At 37.9% G+C, this 17,729-nt stretch carries 17 protein-coding genes; 4 read left to right on the top strand and 13 right to left on the bottom strand.

The genetic code is table 11. The features are described 5' to 3' along the window. Positions 1 to 48 precede the first annotated feature (48 nt). The 3 genes from sdhA to MLC52_RS05780 all read left to right on the top strand — a co-directional run bounded on the left by sdhA (position 49) and on the right by MLC52_RS05780 (position 3,735). Entirely contained in the window at positions 49 to 1,761 is a 1,713-nt protein-coding gene (gene sdhA, locus MLC52_RS05790; RefSeq protein ID WP_418641369.1) for a succinate dehydrogenase flavoprotein subunit, read from the top strand. A 9-nt stretch (positions 1,762 to 1,770) separates the two neighbouring features. After that, the gene (locus MLC52_RS05785) at positions 1,771 to 2,751 is read left to right on the top strand and encodes a succinate dehydrogenase/fumarate reductase iron-sulfur subunit (protein WP_434581601.1); all 981 of its coding nucleotides are present in this window, start codon (positions 1,771 to 1,773) and stop codon (positions 2,749 to 2,751) included. Between the two features lie 102 nt (positions 2,752 to 2,853). Then, the gene (locus MLC52_RS05780; RefSeq protein WP_151900404.1) at positions 2,854 to 3,735 is read left to right on the top strand and encodes a CoB--CoM heterodisulfide reductase iron-sulfur subunit B family protein; all 882 of its coding nucleotides are present in this window, start codon (positions 2,854 to 2,856) and stop codon (positions 3,733 to 3,735) included. A 37-nt stretch (positions 3,736 to 3,772) separates the two neighbouring features. Here the strand turns inward: MLC52_RS05780 and MLC52_RS05775 are convergent, their stop codons facing one another. Further along, the gene (locus MLC52_RS05775; RefSeq protein WP_434581600.1) at positions 3,773 to 4,174 is read right to left on the bottom strand and encodes a bacteriohemerythrin; all 402 of its coding nucleotides are present in this window, start codon (positions 4,172 to 4,174) and stop codon (positions 3,773 to 3,775) included. Between the two features lie 133 nt (positions 4,175 to 4,307). On the opposite strand from MLC52_RS05775, the gene MLC52_RS05770 reads away from it, so the two are divergent. Then, positions 4,308 to 5,084, top strand: a complete 777-nt coding sequence (locus tag MLC52_RS05770) for an exodeoxyribonuclease III (protein ID WP_151900406.1) — start codon at positions 4,308 to 4,310, stop codon at positions 5,082 to 5,084. Between the two features lie 7 nt (positions 5,085 to 5,091). On the opposite strand, the gene MLC52_RS05765 is transcribed toward MLC52_RS05770, so the two are convergent. The 12 genes from MLC52_RS05765 to MLC52_RS05710 all read right to left on the bottom strand — a co-directional run bounded on the left by MLC52_RS05765 (position 5,092) and on the right by MLC52_RS05710 (position 17,703). After that, the gene (locus MLC52_RS05765; RefSeq protein ID WP_434581599.1) at positions 5,092 to 5,919 is read right to left on the bottom strand and encodes a helix-turn-helix domain-containing protein; all 828 of its coding nucleotides are present in this window, start codon (positions 5,917 to 5,919) and stop codon (positions 5,092 to 5,094) included. A 107-nt stretch (positions 5,920 to 6,026) separates the two neighbouring features. After that, positions 6,027 to 6,560, bottom strand: a complete 534-nt coding sequence (gene mog / locus MLC52_RS05760; protein WP_434581598.1) for a molybdopterin adenylyltransferase — start codon at positions 6,558 to 6,560, stop codon at positions 6,027 to 6,029. Positions 6,561 to 6,700: 140 nt separating this feature from the next. Then, the gene (bioV, locus tag MLC52_RS05755; protein ID WP_434581597.1) at positions 6,701 to 7,222 is read right to left on the bottom strand and encodes a pimelyl-ACP methyl ester esterase BioV; all 522 of its coding nucleotides are present in this window, start codon (positions 7,220 to 7,222) and stop codon (positions 6,701 to 6,703) included. Then, positions 7,209 to 8,861, bottom strand: coding sequence for an AAA family ATPase (locus MLC52_RS05750; RefSeq protein ID WP_151900410.1), 1,653 nt, complete (start codon positions 8,859 to 8,861; stop codon positions 7,209 to 7,211). Before MLC52_RS05750 ends, bioV begins: the two co-directional genes overlap by 14 nt. Beyond that, the gene (gene mtaB, locus MLC52_RS05745) at positions 8,848 to 10,122 is read right to left on the bottom strand and encodes a tRNA (N(6)-L-threonylcarbamoyladenosine(37)-C(2))-methylthiotransferase MtaB (RefSeq protein ID WP_434581596.1); all 1,275 of its coding nucleotides are present in this window, start codon (positions 10,120 to 10,122) and stop codon (positions 8,848 to 8,850) included. Before mtaB ends, MLC52_RS05750 begins: the two co-directional genes overlap by 14 nt. Then, positions 10,122 to 11,753, bottom strand: coding sequence for a mechanosensitive ion channel domain-containing protein (locus tag MLC52_RS05740; RefSeq protein WP_434581595.1), 1,632 nt, complete (start codon positions 11,751 to 11,753; stop codon positions 10,122 to 10,124). The genes mtaB and MLC52_RS05740 overlap by 1 nt, the downstream gene beginning before the upstream one ends. After that, positions 11,753 to 12,802, bottom strand: coding sequence for a 3-dehydroquinate synthase (aroB, locus tag MLC52_RS05735; protein ID WP_346388708.1), 1,050 nt, complete (start codon positions 12,800 to 12,802; stop codon positions 11,753 to 11,755). The genes MLC52_RS05740 and aroB overlap by 1 nt, the downstream gene beginning before the upstream one ends. A 70-nt stretch (positions 12,803 to 12,872) precedes the next feature. Then, the gene (locus MLC52_RS05730; protein ID WP_418641364.1) at positions 12,873 to 14,279 is read right to left on the bottom strand and encodes a COG3400 family protein; all 1,407 of its coding nucleotides are present in this window, start codon (positions 14,277 to 14,279) and stop codon (positions 12,873 to 12,875) included. After that, positions 14,276 to 15,391, bottom strand: coding sequence for a tRNA (uridine(54)-C5)-methyltransferase TrmA (trmA, locus tag MLC52_RS05725; RefSeq protein ID WP_434581594.1), 1,116 nt, complete (start codon positions 15,389 to 15,391; stop codon positions 14,276 to 14,278). Before trmA ends, MLC52_RS05730 begins: the two co-directional genes overlap by 4 nt. Before the next feature lie 21 nt (positions 15,392 to 15,412). Continuing rightward, a complete protein-coding gene (gene fliP / locus MLC52_RS05720; RefSeq protein ID WP_434581593.1) occupies positions 15,413 to 16,150 on the bottom strand; it encodes a flagellar type III secretion system pore protein FliP in 738 nt (245 codons plus the stop codon). After that, the gene (locus MLC52_RS05715; RefSeq protein WP_151900417.1) at positions 16,147 to 16,926 is read right to left on the bottom strand and encodes a flagellar motor protein MotB; all 780 of its coding nucleotides are present in this window, start codon (positions 16,924 to 16,926) and stop codon (positions 16,147 to 16,149) included. Before MLC52_RS05715 ends, fliP begins: the two co-directional genes overlap by 4 nt. 12 nt (positions 16,927 to 16,938) lie before the next feature. After that, entirely contained in the window at positions 16,939 to 17,703 is a 765-nt protein-coding gene (locus tag MLC52_RS05710) for a motility protein A (protein WP_151900418.1), read from the bottom strand. Positions 17,704 to 17,729 lie beyond the last annotated feature (26 nt).

The raw sequence follows: 17,729 nt of genomic DNA, 5'->3' as shown, positions 1-17,729 counted from the left end.
TCACGCTATAATCAGCATTATTTTAGTTCTTTATTGAAGGATGGGTTAATGAGTATTCCTATTTATACTTACGATGCGATTATAGTTGGTGCAGGCCTTGCAGGATGTGCAGCAGCAAGAGAATTGCAAAATGCAGGAAAAAAAGTTGCTGTTATAACAAAGGTACATCCTTTGAGAAGTCACTCCGGTGCAGCTCAAGGTGGAATCAACGCAGCATTTAGTGATGAAGACAGTGTTGAACTTCATGAATTTGACACGGTAAAAGGATCTGACTATCTGGCAGACCAGGACGCTGTAGAATTTATGTGTAAAAATGCACCTGAAACAATCAGATGGGCAGAGAGAATGGGTGCTGCTTTTAGCAGAAAACCTGACGGTAAAATTGCACAGCGCCCTTTTGGAGGACAATCATCACCTCGTGCATGTTTTGCAAAAGACAGAACAGGGTTAACACTTTTACAAACAGTATATGAACAGGCGTATCGTGTCGGTGTAAAATTTTGGGATGAATGGTATGCAGCTGATATCATCTATAAAGACGGCAAAGTATCAGGTGTCGTTGCCTATAATATTCGTGATATGCAAATGGCTGTTTTTAATGCAAAAACTGTCATGTTTGCAACAGGCGGGTATGCCCGTGCCTATAAAATCAACTCAAATGCCCATGCAAATACAGGTGACGGACTCTCAATTGTAGCCCGTCACGGTCTTCCTCTTGAAGATATGGAATTTGTTCAGTTTCACCCATCAGGACTTTCCGGAAACGGTGTTTTAATTTCTGAAGCAGCTCGTGGTGAGGGTGGCCGTCTTTATAACTCCAAAGGCGAACGATTTATGGAGAAATATGCTCCAAATGCTCTTGAACTTGCATCACGTGATGTTGTTGCGCGTGCAATTTTAAATGAGATCAGAGAAGGTCGTGGTGTCGGACCGAGAAAAGATGCTGTATATCTTGACGTAACACATCTTGGGAAAGAACTTATTATGAATAAACTTCCTGAACTTCGTGAACTTGCGATGACATTTTTAGGCCTTGATATGATAAAAGAGCCTATCTTGATTTCTGCTACGGCACACTACTCTATGGGTGGTATTCCTGTAGATATTGACGGACATGCCCGTAAAAACAATGAAGAATTTATAGAAGGTTTTTATGCCGCAGGTGAGTGCTCTTGTGTATCAGTACACGGTGCAAACCGCCTGGGTGCAAATTCTGTGCTTGAAGCCCTTCTCTTTGGTCGTTTTGTCGGTAAAACAATGGTACGGGATGTAGATACTATTGAACTTCGCAAAGCAAGTGAAGAGGATGCGGCGACAGCACTCAAAGAAATTGAATTTTTACTCAATAATAACGGAAATGAAAGCGTGCCTGCCCTAAGAGAAGAGCTGCAACAGTGTATGACTGCAAATGCAGGTGCATTTAGAAGCAAAGAGACTTTGCAAATCGCAATTGACACAGTAAAAGAACTTCGTAAAAGATTTAAAAATGTACGTATAAAAGACAAATCAAAAGTATTTAACACCGAACTGCAGGAAGCTTTGGAGTTTGGGCATATGCTTGACTACTCTTTGTTTATTGTAGAGAGTGCTATTGCCAGAGAAGAGAGTCGCGGTGCACACTACAGAGAAGATTTTGAAAAACGTGATGATGAAAACTTTCTAAAACACACTATGGCATATATGGATGAGAATGGGAACATTACATTGGATTATATGGATGTTGTTCTTGGCAAACATGAACTCAAAGAAAGAAATTACTAAGGATAACTTATGAGTACAGAACATAAAATAACTACGCAAAAAGTAAACTTCAAAGTATTTCGCTTTAATGCTGATGAAGACTACCTTCCATATTATGAAAATTACGATATGGAAGTGACTTCTGAAGAAGTTGTATTGGATATACTAAACAGAATAAAATGGGATCATGACGGAAGTTTTTCATACAGAAGAAGCTGCCGTCACGGTATCTGCGGAACCTGTGCCATAAAAGTAAACGGAAGATCGACCCTTGCCTGTAAAGAGAGCATGAATGATATGGTAGAACTTTTCGGCAATGAGCTTGTTATTGAACCACTGAGTAAAAAAAGAGCTGTCAAAGACATGATTATAGACAAAGGTGACTTCTGGGAAAAACACGCTGCTGTCACACCATACCTTGTTGCAGATATTGATGAAAATCCGGAGTCTGAAAACCTTGTATCACCTGAAGATGCCGAAAAACTTGACGAAGCAGATCTTTGTATCCAATGCGGTGCCTGTCACTATGCCTGTCCTGCCGTTGAAATCAATGAAGATTTCTTCGGTCCTGCCGCTTTTGCAGCAGCATATCGCTTCAGTGCCGATGTACGGGACAACTCAACATCAAGACTCGCAGATGTCAATGAAGAGAAACAGGGTGTCTGGGACTGTGTAAAATGTTTTGAATGTGCCGAAGCCTGTCCAAAAGAGATTAATCCTATTGATAAAATTACAAAACTGCACCAAATGGCTTTCCAGGAAGGTATTGCCAAAAACAATGTTGCAGTTCGTCATGCCGTCGGCTTTAAAAAGTCAATTATGAAAAACGGTGTACTTGATGAGGGTGGACTTGTCCTCTACTCTGAAGGTCCGGCAATTGTTAAACATATACCTGTTGCATTTAAAATGTTTACAAAAGGTAAAATTGTTCCGCCGTGGGGTATCACAAAATCCCAAAATCTTGATGAGATTCAAAAACTTGTAAAATCTTCATCAACTGTAAAGTTTTAGGAGTGTAGCTAAAAGCTACTTTTTTACTAATAGTAAAAAACTTTAGTGATTGAATATTTATTGGACTTTGTTCAATAAATGTGAGAATGTAAGGAAATATAAATGGAAAAACTAAAATACGCACTTTTTACAGGATGTACTGCAAAACAAAGTACTCCTGAACAAATGATGTCAACTATGGCAGTTGCTGAAAAACTGGGAATAGAACTTGTGGAACTGACTGAGGCTTCATGTTGTGGCGCATCCCATCTTCAAGACTATGATGACTTTTTATCTTTGGTTTTAAATGCCAGAAACATTGCCTATGCTGAAAAACACGGGCTTACAATGGTTACTATCTGTAATACCTGTCAGCTCAATACTGCAATGACAAAGCACAGACTTGACAACAACGAAGAGCTCAAAGCAAAAGTCAATGAAAAACTTGCAGAAGTAGGTCTCGAGTATAAAGGTACTTCTGATGTTACACACTTTTTATATGCAATTATTGATGATTTTGGACTTGATAAACTCAAAGAGATGGTTGTTACACCGCTAAGTCAGTTTAATATTGCACCATTTTACGGTTGCCATAATATCCGCCCTTCAGAATTGCAAAACGAAACACATAAAACTGCTGAAAACCCTTATAATCCTACTTCACTTGATGACTTAATCATTGCCTGTGGCGGGGAGACTGTCGATTATGATGAAAAAAACAAATGCTGTGGTTTTCATGTTGAATTGCAGGCACCCCATACTGCAGCAGTTTTAACAGGAAATGCTATTGCCGGTGCGATGGATGGCAATGCCGACTGGATGGTAACACCATGTCCGCTTTGTCACCTTAAACTCGATACACAAACAGCACATGCAAGTGAAGCGATCGGTCGTGAAGTAGAACTTCCTGTACTGCATATGCAGCAAATGGTTGGACTTGCACTTGGTTGTACTCCGGCTGAACTTGGTCTCAACCATCACTTGGCAAAAGTAGACTTTGTTTAAAAAAATTTCCTAAACTGCCTGGTTTAGGAAATTTACATTACATTGTATCACCGATATGCATTGCAGTCTCAGAATCCCATCGTGCTACATGTAAAACAATCCAGTGTTTGAATTCCTCTTCCAAAAAAGTCTGTATTGCCTGAGGGTCTTTGTTTTTATTCCACTCTTCTAACAAATCTTTTATTTTTCCTCTCATTGTGTCATGTTCGCTCTTATGCATTTGCATTGCATAAAAGTTACTCTCTTCCATCATATCTTCTTCTGTTGTGAAGTGGTCCTCAACATCAAACAAAACAACCTGAAAAAGTTCATCTATTTTTTTAATATCTTTGGCAAGTACCGCATCGTGAAAATTATTAATTATTTCTATCTCTTCTTCATGCAAAATATTCATCATTGCATTTGATACCTGTTGTACATCTTTTGATTCTATTAACATTTTAATCCCTTTTACTTTTATAAAAAAATATTATAACATTAGAGTATTCTTGTCAGATTGATTTACATCAACTTTTTTCTATTGTACTCTCAGACTTGTGCTATAATTTTGAAAAAAAAAGTACAGGTCTTATATGTCAGATTCAATAGAAATAATATCATGGAATGTTAACGGAATACGTGCTGTAGCTAACAAAGAAGCGCTTAAATGGATAGATGAAAGAAGCACAGATATTTTATGCCTGCAAGAGATAAAAGCACAAAAAGAGCAAATTCCAGACAATCTGTTTGAAAAAGAGTTCACAGAAGTTGTCATTAATTCCGGAGAACGAAAAGGGTACAGCGGAACAGCCACTTTTAGTATGCTAAAGAGTGATTATACCTCACCATGTAATGACATTGATACAAAACATGAAGGACGTATCATTGAGACACATTATGGAGATATCGTTCTTTTTAATGTTTATTTTCCAAACGGTCAGAAGGATGAAGAGCGTCTTGCCTATAAGATGAAATTTTATGATGATTTTTTAGCCTATTGTGAAAAGCTCAAAGATGAGGGAAAAAGTATTATTGTATGTGGAGATGTAAACACCGCACACCGTGAAATAGATTTGAAAAATCCGAAAGCAAATGCCAAGACATCCGGTTTTCTCCCAATAGAAAGAGAATGGATAGACAAATTTTTAGATCATGGATATATAGATACATTCAGATATGTCCATGGAGACAAAACAGATGCGTACAGCTGGTGGTCATACCGTTCCAATGCACGTGTAAAAAATGTCGGCTGGCGCATTGATTATTTTTTCATATCTGAAGACTTGGCGGAAAATCTTGAAGATGCTTTTATTTTGGATTATATAGAAGGTTCAGACCACTGTCCTGTAGGCATTAAAATTGTTTTTTAATCATTGATCAGACTTCTGAAACTTTTAACTGATATACATTGAGTGTGTGTTTTTTATTTATCTCTTCAAAAGTCTGACTGGGGGATAGGCCGACTATATTATGAAAGACTTTGTTTAAATGTGCATTGTCGTTATATATGTACTGGGTGTCATTGAATTTCTTTCCATCAGAAATATATTCCATAAAGATCTGATAAAACTTACAGACAAAAATAAATTTTTTGGGAGAAAGACCAATGAATTTTTTAAACTGACGCTCTATAGTACGCCGGCTGCAGGCAAACTCCTGTGCCAACTCCTCTACAGTCACTTCATAATTATACTCTTCAATTCTCTCCAAAATATCCTCTATAAATTCTCTAGAATTATTTTGGTCATTATACATTTGCAAAAAAGCATCATCCAGATAACAAATATCCTGCTCCATACTTTTATGCATATAGAGTTTGGAAAAGTATTTATTGATCATTGTGGTTTCAAGAGGAAGATAGTGGTTATAAAGAGAAGCAGCATCTTTTTTAAATAACTTATAGAAACCTATTGGCAGAAGTTCAGCGAGTATCATAACAGCAGGTTCAACCTGCGGAATGCTTTCTAAGTCCAAAATGCTTTTTTGGGATTTAGCCGTTTTTATACTTGCAGAATACCCTTCCGGAATCTGATATTTTTTATTATTAAGAAGTGAGTAGCCGGTAATACCTCTGTTAAAAACTATAAAGTTCCCGCCATTTGGCAAAAAAAGCATATCAGAGAGTAAAGTAAAATCATATATAACAACATAGCACTTAATTATGCTGCTGAGTTTGATATCTGGTAAAAATACTTCATACTTCATATATCACCAATTGGATTTTATTTAACCCATTGTATCAGAAGTAGGAAGGTTTTTACTTGTACTTATACGACATAACAATTATTATTAAACAATAATTTATATATTCTTTACTTTGATTTAGGTCTAAATGCCTTTATAACATCCTCGTTTGTTTCTATAAACGGACCTTCAATAAGATCTATACAATAGGGAACGGCAGGAAAAACCGCATCAAGACACTCTCTGATTGATTTTGGTTTTCCCGGTAAATTAATAATTAAACTTTTACCTCTGATTCCTGCTGTTTGACGAGAAAGTATAGCTGTTGGAACATACTGCAAACTTACCTGACGCATCAGTTCACCAAAACCCGGCATCATCTTCTGACATACATTTTCAGTCGCTTCGGGTGTCACATCACGAAGTGCCGGACCGGTTCCGCCGGTTGTCACAACCAGGCAGCATCCTGCATCATCACACAACTCTTTCATTGTTGCTTCAAGCACATCCTGCTCATCGGGAATACATCTGTAAACTATTTCAAATTCACTTTTTAAATACTCTTTCATCGTGTCTTGAATAGCCACTCCGCTTATATCCTCATAAATTCCTTTACTTGCTCTGTCACTTGCAGTTATTACACCTATTTTTATTTCACTCATATTTTTTTCCTTTTTATTTTAATAATCAATATTCACTCTTTTATTTCACGGAGCTAGTATATAAATGCCTAAAGCGTAGAGGCTCAGACCAACGGGAGGATTTGCCCTCGGAGTTTTAGGCATTTATATACGGTAAAATTTCATGAAAGCTGCAAAAAGTGATTTGCCTCTTTTATGTATGTAACCGTTGCCACATCCAGAAAAAATTCTTTGGCACTCTTCGTATCAACTATCTGGTCTTTTCCACCTAAATAGACTTCAATTGTTACACCTTTATCTGCCAGTGTATATAATTTCTGTATATCCCATTCATAGTTTAAAAGTTCATCCAGCTCTTCGGACACTGTCACACTGCGTTCTACTTCTTTTCTCTCATATGGCAAAAAACAGGCATTTATAAACTGTTGCAAATAGACGTTTTCATTTTTCCTGTATGCCATCAGCTGCAGTTTCTTAAACTTTTCATTTTTACTTTGAAAAAAAGCCGGTGAAAAAAGCTGTAAAGTATCTACTCTTTTCCCCTCTTCCAAGGCTTTACATGTAAACTCAAAAGCTTTTATCGCTCCGTAACTGAAACCGCTTACGGTAAAATCACTTTTATACATGTAAGGGTCAAAAAAGTGTTTTTCATTTTTTAAAGAAAATCCGCTAAAAAACTTCATTTAAATACTCTTTTACTTCGGTTTTACTAATACTTTCACGTTCCAAAAGAACATATTCGATTTTTTCAAGCACTTTCAAAAGAGATTCAAGTAATACACGGCTCTCTTCATAAAGCCTTTTGAGCAGGAGTTCCTGCTCTTTTTCATCCGGCAGTAATGACGAGCACATACCATACTCTTCACACATTTTTTTCACAAGTTTTTTTGCTTCATCCAGATCATCTTTGGCACTGCTTGCGTGCTCATTGTACTTTATGTCACAGGCAGCTATTCCGGCTAAAAGCATTTTCACCCGAGATTCAAGTTCCTGTTTTATAAACGGCTCATCCGTAGCAGGTGTCAGCTTTTCGTTTGAAAGCATCAGTTTTTCAAAAGCTATATCATAATAGGTTGCCAGCACTACCTTTCCGGCCTGATAGGTTGCCCGGAATGCTTTTTGTCTTTCATTGAGCATTTGAAGTTTTTTCTTTCCAAACATCACTTTGTCTTTTACCTGCTCAAAATGTTCCAAAGTAACATGAAAATCATTCTGTCTCAAAGCCAACAAAGCCGCCTCATTTACAAGTGCTGCCAGTGCGGCACCGTTAAATCCCACAGTCATATTTGCTATTGTTTTGACATCCAGCTCATGCGGTACTTTTTCCAGATACTTCATCAAAATCGCTTCACGTTCTCGTTTGGTCGGAAGTTCTACAAAAATCCGTCTGTCAAAACGTCCTGCACGCAGCAGTGCCGAGTCTAAAACATCTATTTTGTTAGTCGCAGCAATAACAATCACTCCGCTTGAGCCTTCAAATCCGTCCATTTCAGTCAAAAGCTGATTCAGAGTTGCTTCTCTTTCATCATTTCTGTTGCCGTCTCTCTTTTTTCCTACGGCGTCGATTTCATCTATAAATATAATAGAAGGTGCATTTTTTTTCGCTGCTGCAAAAAGTTCATGCACACGTTTAGCCCCCATACCGACATAAATCTGCACAAATGATGCCCCGCTCTGATAATAAAAAGGCACACCCGCTTCATGCGCAACCGCTTTTGCTATCATCGTTTTTCCAACACCGGGAGGTCCTATTAAAAGCACTCCTTTTGGCATACGCGCACCAAAACTTTTGTATCGTTTTGGATTTTTCATGAAATCTATAATCTCTTCGAGTTCCACTTTAACATCGCTGATACCGCCTATATCATCAAAACTCACATCACTTTTTATCGCTTCAATGTGAGTATTTCCCTCAGAAGAAGAAAGATTTGTATCATTTTTGAGTTCATTTGCAGTAAAAATTTCTCTGAATGATTTTTTTTGCCATTTTCTAAAAGCTAAAGAACCAAGTCCCAAAACCAGTATAAACAGCAACAGATAAAGCAATATATTTGATTCATTGTCAACTTCAACTTTATAATCAGCAAACATATTAGGTGTTACCTGTGAAAAAGGGATTTTATAATATCCTTTTTTTGTTTTTAGGTAAACATATTGTTTCGTAGCAACAACCTTTTCAACATTATGGTTTTGCAACAGTTCTTTGGCCTGTTTCAGGGTTATGGCATCAGCATTGTCCCGAAGCAGAGCAAATAAAATCAATATTATAATAATAAATGCCGATACATAAATCGCAATTCTGTTTGTTTTAGATTCTGGCATAATTGAAGTCCTTTTTTACTTCATAGTTGGTAACAGTAATCCAGTTTCCAACCAGATCTTCTTGAGACTCTACAACAATTTTATTAAAATGCTGATCAAGCCCGTGATAGAATCCTTCTTTACAAGACTCTATCAGTACCTCAAGCTCTCCCCTGTAAGCCTTTCTGAAATCAAAATTTTTCTGTTGAATCAACTCTTGCAATTCGTGCAGTCTCTCTTTTGCTGTTTTACCGTTTACCTCCGGCTTCATAGTGGCAGAAGGTGTGCCATCACGCTTTGAATAGGTAAAAGCATGAATGTGTGTCAAAGGCAAATCTCTTGCATTTTGCATAGCTTCACGCCATAAATCTTCACTCTCCCCCGGATGCCCTGTTATAAAATCTGTGCCTATTGCGTATCCCTTTTCTGCCAGAAGTTCAAACAATGCTTTATCCTGCTTGTAAACATTTCTTCTGTTCATCAGTTTTAACATTTTTGGCGAGGTGTGTTGCAAAGCAATGTGCATATGTTTTTCCATCCACGGCTCATCCAAAATCTCTTTAAATTCATCTGTAATCTGAACAGGTTCAACACTCCCAAGACGTATGCGTCTGACACCACGAATTTGAGACATTTTTTTCATAAGTTTTGCCAAAGATGTTTTTGTATCCTGCCCGTAACTGCCGACATTCGTACCGGTTAGGATAAATTCACCGAAACCGTTCAGGGCAAGTCTTGCAACCTGCTCTAAAATTCTATTTTCATCCATGCTTCTGGCATCACCGCGTACATAAGGAATGATACAGTAAGAACAGCGAAAATTACATCCCTCCTGTATTTTTATAAAAGCTCTGCTTTTGCCGACAAACTCATCCACTATCATATCGTCTATATGGTTCAGATCACCCGGTTCGTAAAAGGGTTTTTCTTTTGCCAAAAGTGCATCTATCTTCTGCTTTTCACTCTGACCGAAAACTCCGTGTATACGGTTCTCTTTTAAAAGAGATTCTCCCTTGGTATGGGCACCGCAGCCGGTTAGAAAAAGCTTTGCTCCCCCATTGTTTTTTTCTACCTGTGAAATATAGGAACGCACATGGGTATCGGCACCATTGGTAACCGTGCAGGAGTTTATAACGATGACATCGGCTTCTGCCTCATTTTGGGTTATTTCATACTCTTTGAGCGAACTCATCATAACCTGAGAGTCATAAAGGTTTGTCCGGCAGCCAAATGTTTTAAAATATACTTTTTTTGCCCCGTGGACATTTTTTTTACTCTGCATTAGACTATTTCTCCGTTATGTGCACTCGGTGATTCACTCTGCATAGATACATGTAACTTCTGGGTAGGATACGCTATCGTAATATCATCCGCTTCCCTGAATGCATCCAAAATTTCCGTTGAAATGACACTTCTGAGTGTTAAAGTAGCATAGGCATTGGTAAGATACCAGGCTTCTATGTCTATACCGTTTGACTCTATAAAAGAGTAGATTCTTGGTTCTACGTTTGTGTTTTTCAAATTATAATGCTGTCTGAGTTTGTTAAGCTGTTTTCTTGTAATATCCGTATAACCCTTAGAAAATTTCTTAGTAATTTCTTTGACTATATGCATAGCTTTCTTATGGTTGGAGTCAAAGGTAATCGTAATCTTTACACCATCCCAAACCGTCTTGAGAGAATTATGTGTATAGTTTGCAATCATCTGGGTAAAAATATAGTTGTTCGGTATAAATATAATACGGCCTGCTCTTCTGTTGTGCATGATGGATGTCAAAGTTATATCTTCCAAAATCGTCATACGAAGGAGCGAAATATCTAAAACATCGCCGACATATTTCATCCCTCCCATATCTACACGGATTCTGTCCCCTACATGTATACTTCCGCCAAAGACGATAACAAGCCAGCCCAGCATCGACATGAACCAGTCTTTCATCGCAATGGCTATACCTGCTGAAGCAAATCCAAGGATTGTTACAAGATAGGAAGCGTTTTCAATATAGTTAAAAAACAGAATCAAAATTATAATGATGAAATTTGTAAATGTGATGATTTTGTTTGCCATATAAAAACGTTCGTTATCTGTAATATATTTCTTGACAACCAGCTTTAAAAGAAAAAATATAAAAAATACGAACAGTATTGCCATACCTATTTTTATCAGTCTGTAAACCTGTTTTTCAATGCCTTTGTTAATGTTTATCTCTGCAATATCCAGGCGTTTTTGATAGACATTCATTGTTACATTCATAGTATCAAGTGCCTGTTCAAACATCTCAAGCTGTGCAAGTTTGTTTCTGTATATCTGAGCATATTTTTTGTTTTTTGGCTGCAGTTGCAGAATTTTTTTATAAATCTTTTTCTCTTGTTTTAATTTGCTGATCAAATCTATCAGACTTTCTCTTTTTTTCTTGTACTCTTCAAGATTAGCATTGAGTGTTTTTATCATAGACAGACCGGTAAGAATATCAAAAGGATTGTTTATTTCCGGTACTTTGTCGATATTTGGCGGCGTTATCAGTTCTGAAAACGGTGCAGAACTGTTGGTGCCTTTTAATTTTTCAATCTGTGAAGCCAAAATATTTTCTTTGGATATCAAGGCGATGAGTTCATCTTTGTCAGCGTCTGTTTTAGCATGTTTTGCAAGATACCTGATTCTTTTTTTAATGGCATCAAGATTATGTTTCACATCCATAGATGTCAGGTAGGAAGAGTAACTTTTCATCCACATGTTTTCATCAGATATATCCGACTCTATGGTGTTTATCTGCTGTTCATATGCTTTTGTCTGTTCAAGTGCAAGTGCTTCTTCTTTTGTTGTATCTGTGGCATTTTGTTCAACAGAAATATCTGCCTGCAACAAAGAAGAAAAAAGTATACTAACAGTAAAAATGAAAGACTTTAGCAGCATCAGTTGTTTCCAAATGTACGAAGAACACTGAGAATCAACTCTTTATCAACTTCATCTGTAATTTTTACGCCACCAATACCTACGGGGATGATAAACGTTACAGAAGCATCCAGACTTTTTTTATCCAGGAAGAATGTTTCATAAAAACTGTTGACATCTTCGATGGTATAAGAAGTCGGCAAATCATACTTTTGTAAAAGCTCTTTTACCCTCTGTGCCTCCTGTGGCGTCATCAGGTTCATAGCCACAGCAACTTCGTTCGCCATCACCATACCGATGGCTACTGCTTCACCATGCAAATAGGTTTTGTATTTTGTTTCGTTTTCAATGACATGCCCAAATGTATGCCCGTAATTCAGAGCAGCTCTCAGTCCATGCTCTTTTTCGTCTTTGGCGACAACATCTGCTTTTGTCTGTACAGCCTGTTTGATGGCTTCTTGCAAAACTTCTTTATCATGCAGATCGGCTGTTTCTAAAAATTCAAAGAAATTTCTGTTAAAGGTTACTGCCATTTTGATAATCTCGGCAACACCGGCTCCAAATTCCCGCTTGGGAAGTGTCGATAAAAAATGAGGGTCAATATAGACAGCTTTGGGCTGATGAAAAGCACCTATTAGATTTTTTCCATACTTGTTATTTATACCTGTTTTTCCGCCTACACTGGCATCTACCTGAGAAAGCAGTGTTGTAGGTACCTGCACAAAATCAATACCGCGTTGGTATATACTTGCCGTATATCCTGTCATATCTCCTATAACGCCGCCTCCAAAAGCAATAAGCATTGATTTTCTGTTAAAACGGTGGTTAAACAAAGACTCCAATATCAAGTCAACAGAATCCTGGTTTTTATACTCTTCTCCGTCAGGTACTGTAATAATATAAAGTTCTTTTGCTGATATTTTTGAAAGGAAGTATGCCAGATGAAGTCCGGCCACTTTCGGGTTGGTAATAATAGCTACTTTTTTGTCAAAATGAACTTTTTTAATCGTATCTATAGTAATGTCATATGAGTTGTCAACTGTTTGTTTTAAAGGGATGTTTACCTGCATTGTCTATCCAAAATTATAATATGCTAGATAATACTTAACTTTTACTAAAAAAGGAATAAATTAACGCTGTTTATAGCTGTACAGGTATAAAAATTTGATGAAAATCATCCAGTTTAAAATAGAGTTTTTCACTGTCAGTTGAAAAAAGAGCATAAATATGGCGTGTTGTGAGTTTGTTTGTAAAAGGAATAATCTGTATAAAATTTTCTTTGTGCTTCAGGAGCCGAATCGGGTTTTCATTTTCTTTGAAGACTTTGATTGACTTGGAAAAAATCGTTGAAAGATTATAAAAATGCTCAATGACCTGTTCTTTTTCATCCTGGTGTTCGTTGATATAATTATAAAGCTCTATATTGAAATTCAGCTGCTCGGCTATATCAAAAATAGTAGCAGATATTTTTTCCAGGTCTCTGTTGTCTGAGAGTATCAAAGCGACATCTTTCACCTTGGAAAAAGATTTTTCTGAGAGTTTCAGTACCGGTACATGTACATCATACAAACATTTTCTCACATGATAATCGGCAAACATTTCTCTTGATACAATCACCAGTCCGACATGATACGACTTTACGTCATGCAAAAATGCAGATCGCAGATTAATACTGTCATAATCTATCTCGACAACAATATCCAGATCTCTTAAATCCTTGATTTTTTCAATAATATCAATATCTGAAGGGTTTACAATTTTTATAACAAGGTCATGTTTGAATTTTTCATGTATATACATTGCATGGTGCACAAGCCCAAGAATATTTGAGTGATTTACAATATTCATATCTATATATAAAAGAATATTTGTTCCAAAAGGCTCGGGGAACTGTCCGAGTTCACGCTTGATCGCTTTGTATACAGAACGCAGAACTGCCGGCTCACCAACAAGCAAAAGAGTGTCATTCGGCTGTATCATGCGTCTGCGCGAAGGCATAATGAGCTTTCTGTTTCTGTATATGGCAACTATACGCCAGTTCTTCTGCTCAATCACTCCGATATGCCGATAAACAAAAGAACTGCCAAAAGGCACAAGCACTTCCATTATTTCGCCCTCGCCTATACCGACATTCTGTGCTATAACCGGAACATTTGGCAGGTAATCCAACAAACGGGAGGCCAAAATCTCGTTTGCATTGATGAGTACAACATTCGGATCTTCATTGGTCATATTCCACTGATTTAAGACAACAACCCGCAACTGCTTTTTGACAACACGAATATTTTTAATCGTATTTTCCACTTCGATCTGGTTGTCCATCGCTATAACAACCTGAATAAATTCCATTTTTAGCAAATTTGCCAGTTTGTAAAAACTCGTAGGATCAAACTCGTAAAATTTAAACCGTGCAGGGCTTGCATCTTTGAATTTTTTCTCTTTTGTCTGTACTATATAGTATATATTTTCACTCGTATATGTCTCTGCGACCCGTTGAATAAAGTGTTGTCCTATCGGTCCGCTGCTTATTATCAGTATTTTTTTCATTTGAGATCTTTTTTAATAAGTTTCACACCCATTTCAACATGATGTGTGTAGGGAAACTGGTCAAAAAGCGCCATGTCTGTCACCTGATGTGTTTGGCACAATATTTCCAAATCATCCAGGAGGGTCAGCGGATTACAGGATATATATACTATATGATTATACCTTGAAACAAATTTACAGGAGTATTCGCCCATTCCGCTTCTTGGAGGATCTACAAAAACAGAGTTGATATTGTAGCTGTTGATATCAATATCTTTCATTCTTCTGTACTCTCTTACGCCGTCAAGTGCTCCGACAAAATCCTCAACACTCATGCGTACAAATTCTATGTTCTCTACCTGGTTTAAAACCATATTTTCTTTTGCCGCATTGATGGAGGATTTGGATATTTCTGTTGCCAGTACTTTATTGAATTTTTTTGCAAAAGGTATAGTAAAGTTTCCTGCCCCGCAGTAAAGCTCAAGCAGATCATTTTTCGTATCTGAAAACCTGTCGCTTGCCCAGACAATCATCTGTTCGTTTACTCTCGGATTTGGCTGGGTAAAACTGTTTTCAATATGTTTAAACTTATAGACATCCTTGTTTACATGTAAAGTTTCCGTGACATAATCCTGTCCAACCACAACTTTTTGTTTGCGTGACCTGCCTATGATATATATATTCAAATCTTCTGCTATTTCTGTTGCTTTTTTCTGCCATGCTTCATCCAAAGCCCTGTGATACAATAGTGAAACTACTATTTCTCCCGAGCTTGCACTTAAAAAATCTGCACCGAAAAGCTTAAAGCCTATCTCATGTTTTTGTATGGCTGAGAGCAGTTTTGGCATCAGTTCAGCGATATATTCATTGACCTGAGGACATTCCTCTATCAGAACAACCCCTTTTTTGTCAATATGGTTCATCGCATAGGATATCTCATCATCGGAGTGCCATATTTTGAACTCGCTTCGTGCACGATAATGTGCATCCAGGGATTTATACACAGAAATATCTCCGTCAAAGTAAGGAGAAAATCTTTCTTTGTTTATCTGTACTTTTTCATTGAGTTGCACTTCATACCCATCTTCATAGACTCTGCAGGCACCACATTCGCCAAAATATTTACAATCCAATTTTACATCCTTAGAAAATATTTATTTTACGGAGGCAATCAAATTGCCTATCAGTAAATTCCAGCCGTCAATCAATACAAAAACAAGTATTTTGAAAGGCAGAGAGATCATAACAGGAGGCAGCATCATCATACCCATAGACATCAAAATAGAGGCCACGACCATATCTATGACCAAAAAAGGCAAAAAGAGCAAAAAGCCTATCTCAAAAGCGGTTTTTAATTCACTGATGATAAAGGCAGGAATAACAATTGAGAGAGGAACATCTGCCACAGTTTTCGGATTTTCCATTTTTCGTATACGCAAAAAGAGCGCCAGATCTTTTTCTCTGGTATTTCTAATCATAAAATTTTTAAAAGGCAGAGTAGTTTTGGTAAAAGCCTCTTCATAGCCTATATCCTTGGCTATGTAAGGCTTGATACCCTGTTCATAGGCTTTTGTTCCTATGGGTTCCATCACAAAAAAAGTCAAAATCATTGCAAGCATGACAAGAAGCTGTGTCGGCGGAACCTGTTGGGTACCGAGTGCCTGGCGCAAAAACCCGAACACAATGACAAATCGTGTAAATGTTGTCATTACAAGGACCATCGAAGGAGCTAAAAAAAGCAAGGTAAGAACAACGAGTACATTAAGAGAAGAAACAAGCTGTTGCGGTGTATCAGGAGCAGAAAGGCTGAGATTCATTGTAGGCACAACAGGCGATTCTGCCCCAAAACCCAAAGCACTCAATGCAAAAAGTAAAAAAAGAACTCTTATCATTTTTTCTCGACTGTTTTATCTAAAATAGAATTGTTGATATTTTGCGCTTCTTCACTTTTTTTCCCATAAAAATGCAATTCAACTCTTCTGTTTTTTTCTCTTCCTGTGGCTGTTGCATTGGTCGCTATGGGCTGATACTGTGCAAAACCTGTTGCACTCAAACGTGCAGGATCAACACCGTCTAAAATCAACTCATGCAAAACGGCCAGCGCTCTTGCTGTTGAGAGTTCCCAGTTGTCTTTATAGGGACTGTTCGGTCCGGGATCTCTGTCATCAGTATGTCCCTGTACATCCACAAGCATATCATTTGGCAACTCTTGAATAATAAGCGTAATCCGCTTCAAAAACAACAAAGCGTCCTGGTTTTCTATCGTTGCACTGCCTGGTTTGAACAACAGTGTTGCCGGCAGTTTTATAACAAAACCGTCCTGAGCCTCTTTTACGGTAATCGCAGGAGACTGTGTTTTTTCCATCATCTCATTCGCATCAGTTGCAGCCTGCTGTACTCTGTTGACCACTTCACTCGTTTCGTCCTGAGAGTCTATAGGCGTGGCTTCAAGCATTCTTTTTTTTGAAATTTCTGTTTGCGTACCGCCCTCAAGGACACTCATCGCCCCTGAGAGTGAACCTATCGCTTCTGAAATCTTTTTTGCATCCATACTTGACATGGAAAGCAGCAAAACGAAAAAACACAGAAGCAGAGACATTAAGTCTCCAAACGCCGCGAGCCATGCAGGGAGGCACTCCTCGCATTCAGGACACTTTTTTTTACCCATCAGTGCTGTCCGTTATTCAAACTGACTGACACGGTCAGCAGGAGCCAGATAGGCAAGCAGTTTTGCTTCAAGCACTCTAGGCGCATCACCGGACTGAATAGACATGATACCCTCAAGAATCATCTCTTTAAGCATAGTCTCTTCATCATTTCTGATAGTCAGGATATTGTAAATCGGTGTTCCGAATATATTACCTATCATTGCACCGTACATGGTTGTAAGCAAAGCAACTGCCATTGATGGACCAATTGCAGAAGGATCCGCCATATTTAAAAGCATGGCAACAAGTCCGATGAGCGTTCCGATCATACCCATCGCACCGGCAAGCCCTGCCCACTGGTTAAATATGGAAGCGTGAATCTTATGGCGGGTACTTGTCTGTTCCATGTCAATTTCGAGCAAATCACGAATCGTATCAGGTTCGCTGCCGTCAATTGCCATGGAGAGCCCTTTTTTCAAGAACTCGTTCTCTTCATTGTTGACATCACTTTCCAATGCCAAAATACCGTCTTTTCTTGCCTTGGTTGCAAACTCTACCAGTTTTTTGATAAGCTCACCCACATCCTCTTCAGCAGGTTTGATAGCTTTCATAAAAACTTTGGTAAACTTTTTCATTTGCGCCGGTTTAAAGGAGATCATCAAAGCCCCGATACTACCGCCGACAACAATTAAAACAGAAGGAATATCGATATATGCACCGACACCAACACCCATTGTCATGGCCCCGAGCAAAAGAGCCATAATCAAAACAATACCAATGACCGTACCTAAATCCATCCAAAAACCTTATGAAAAATTTATAA

The sequence above is a fragment of the Sulfurimonas sp. NW15 genome (assembly GCF_051132285.1).
In the GTDB taxonomy this organism is placed as follows: domain Bacteria; phylum Campylobacterota; class Campylobacteria; order Campylobacterales; family Sulfurimonadaceae; genus Sulfurimonas; species Sulfurimonas hydrogeniphila.
Note: the sequence above shows the minus strand (reverse complement) of the source record. Positions and strands in the feature narration are given on the sequence as shown.

Coding starts and splice junctions, on each gene's coding strand:
- MLC52_RS05730 (WP_418641364.1), bottom strand. CDS start 14,279: ATGAAAAAAATACTGATAATAAGCAGCGGACCGATAGGACAACACTTT.
- MLC52_RS05710 (WP_151900418.1), bottom strand. CDS start 17,703: ATGGATTTAGGTACGGTCATTGGTATTGTTTTGATTATGGCTCTTTTG.
- MLC52_RS05765 (WP_434581599.1), bottom strand. CDS start 5,919: ATGAAGTATGAAGTATTTTTACCAGATATCAAACTCAGCAGCATAATT.
- mog (WP_434581598.1), bottom strand. CDS start 6,560: ATGAGTGAAATAAAAATAGGTGTAATAACTGCAAGTGACAGAGCAAGT.
- bioV (WP_434581597.1), bottom strand. CDS start 7,222: ATGAAGTTTTTTAGCGGATTTTCTTTAAAAAATGAAAAACACTTTTTT.
- sdhA (WP_418641369.1), top strand. CDS start 49: ATGAGTATTCCTATTTATACTTACGATGCGATTATAGTTGGTGCAGGC.
- MLC52_RS05785 (WP_434581601.1), top strand. CDS start 1,771: ATGAGTACAGAACATAAAATAACTACGCAAAAAGTAAACTTCAAAGTA.
- MLC52_RS05715 (WP_151900417.1), bottom strand. CDS start 16,926: ATGGGTAAAAAAAAGTGTCCTGAATGCGAGGAGTGCCTCCCTGCATGG.
- fliP (WP_434581593.1), bottom strand. CDS start 16,150: ATGATAAGAGTTCTTTTTTTACTTTTTGCATTGAGTGCTTTGGGTTTT.
- mtaB (WP_434581596.1), bottom strand. CDS start 10,122: ATGCAGAGTAAAAAAAATGTCCACGGGGCAAAAAAAGTATATTTTAAA.
- MLC52_RS05770 (WP_151900406.1), top strand. CDS start 4,308: ATGTCAGATTCAATAGAAATAATATCATGGAATGTTAACGGAATACGT.
- MLC52_RS05750 (WP_151900410.1), bottom strand. CDS start 8,861: ATGCCAGAATCTAAAACAAACAGAATTGCGATTTATGTATCGGCATTT.
- MLC52_RS05740 (WP_434581595.1), bottom strand. CDS start 11,753: ATGCTGCTAAAGTCTTTCATTTTTACTGTTAGTATACTTTTTTCTTCT.
- MLC52_RS05775 (WP_434581600.1), bottom strand. CDS start 4,174: ATGTTAATAGAATCAAAAGATGTACAACAGGTATCAAATGCAATGATG.
- MLC52_RS05780 (WP_151900404.1), top strand. CDS start 2,854: ATGGAAAAACTAAAATACGCACTTTTTACAGGATGTACTGCAAAACAA.
- aroB (WP_346388708.1), bottom strand. CDS start 12,802: ATGCAGGTAAACATCCCTTTAAAACAAACAGTTGACAACTCATATGAC.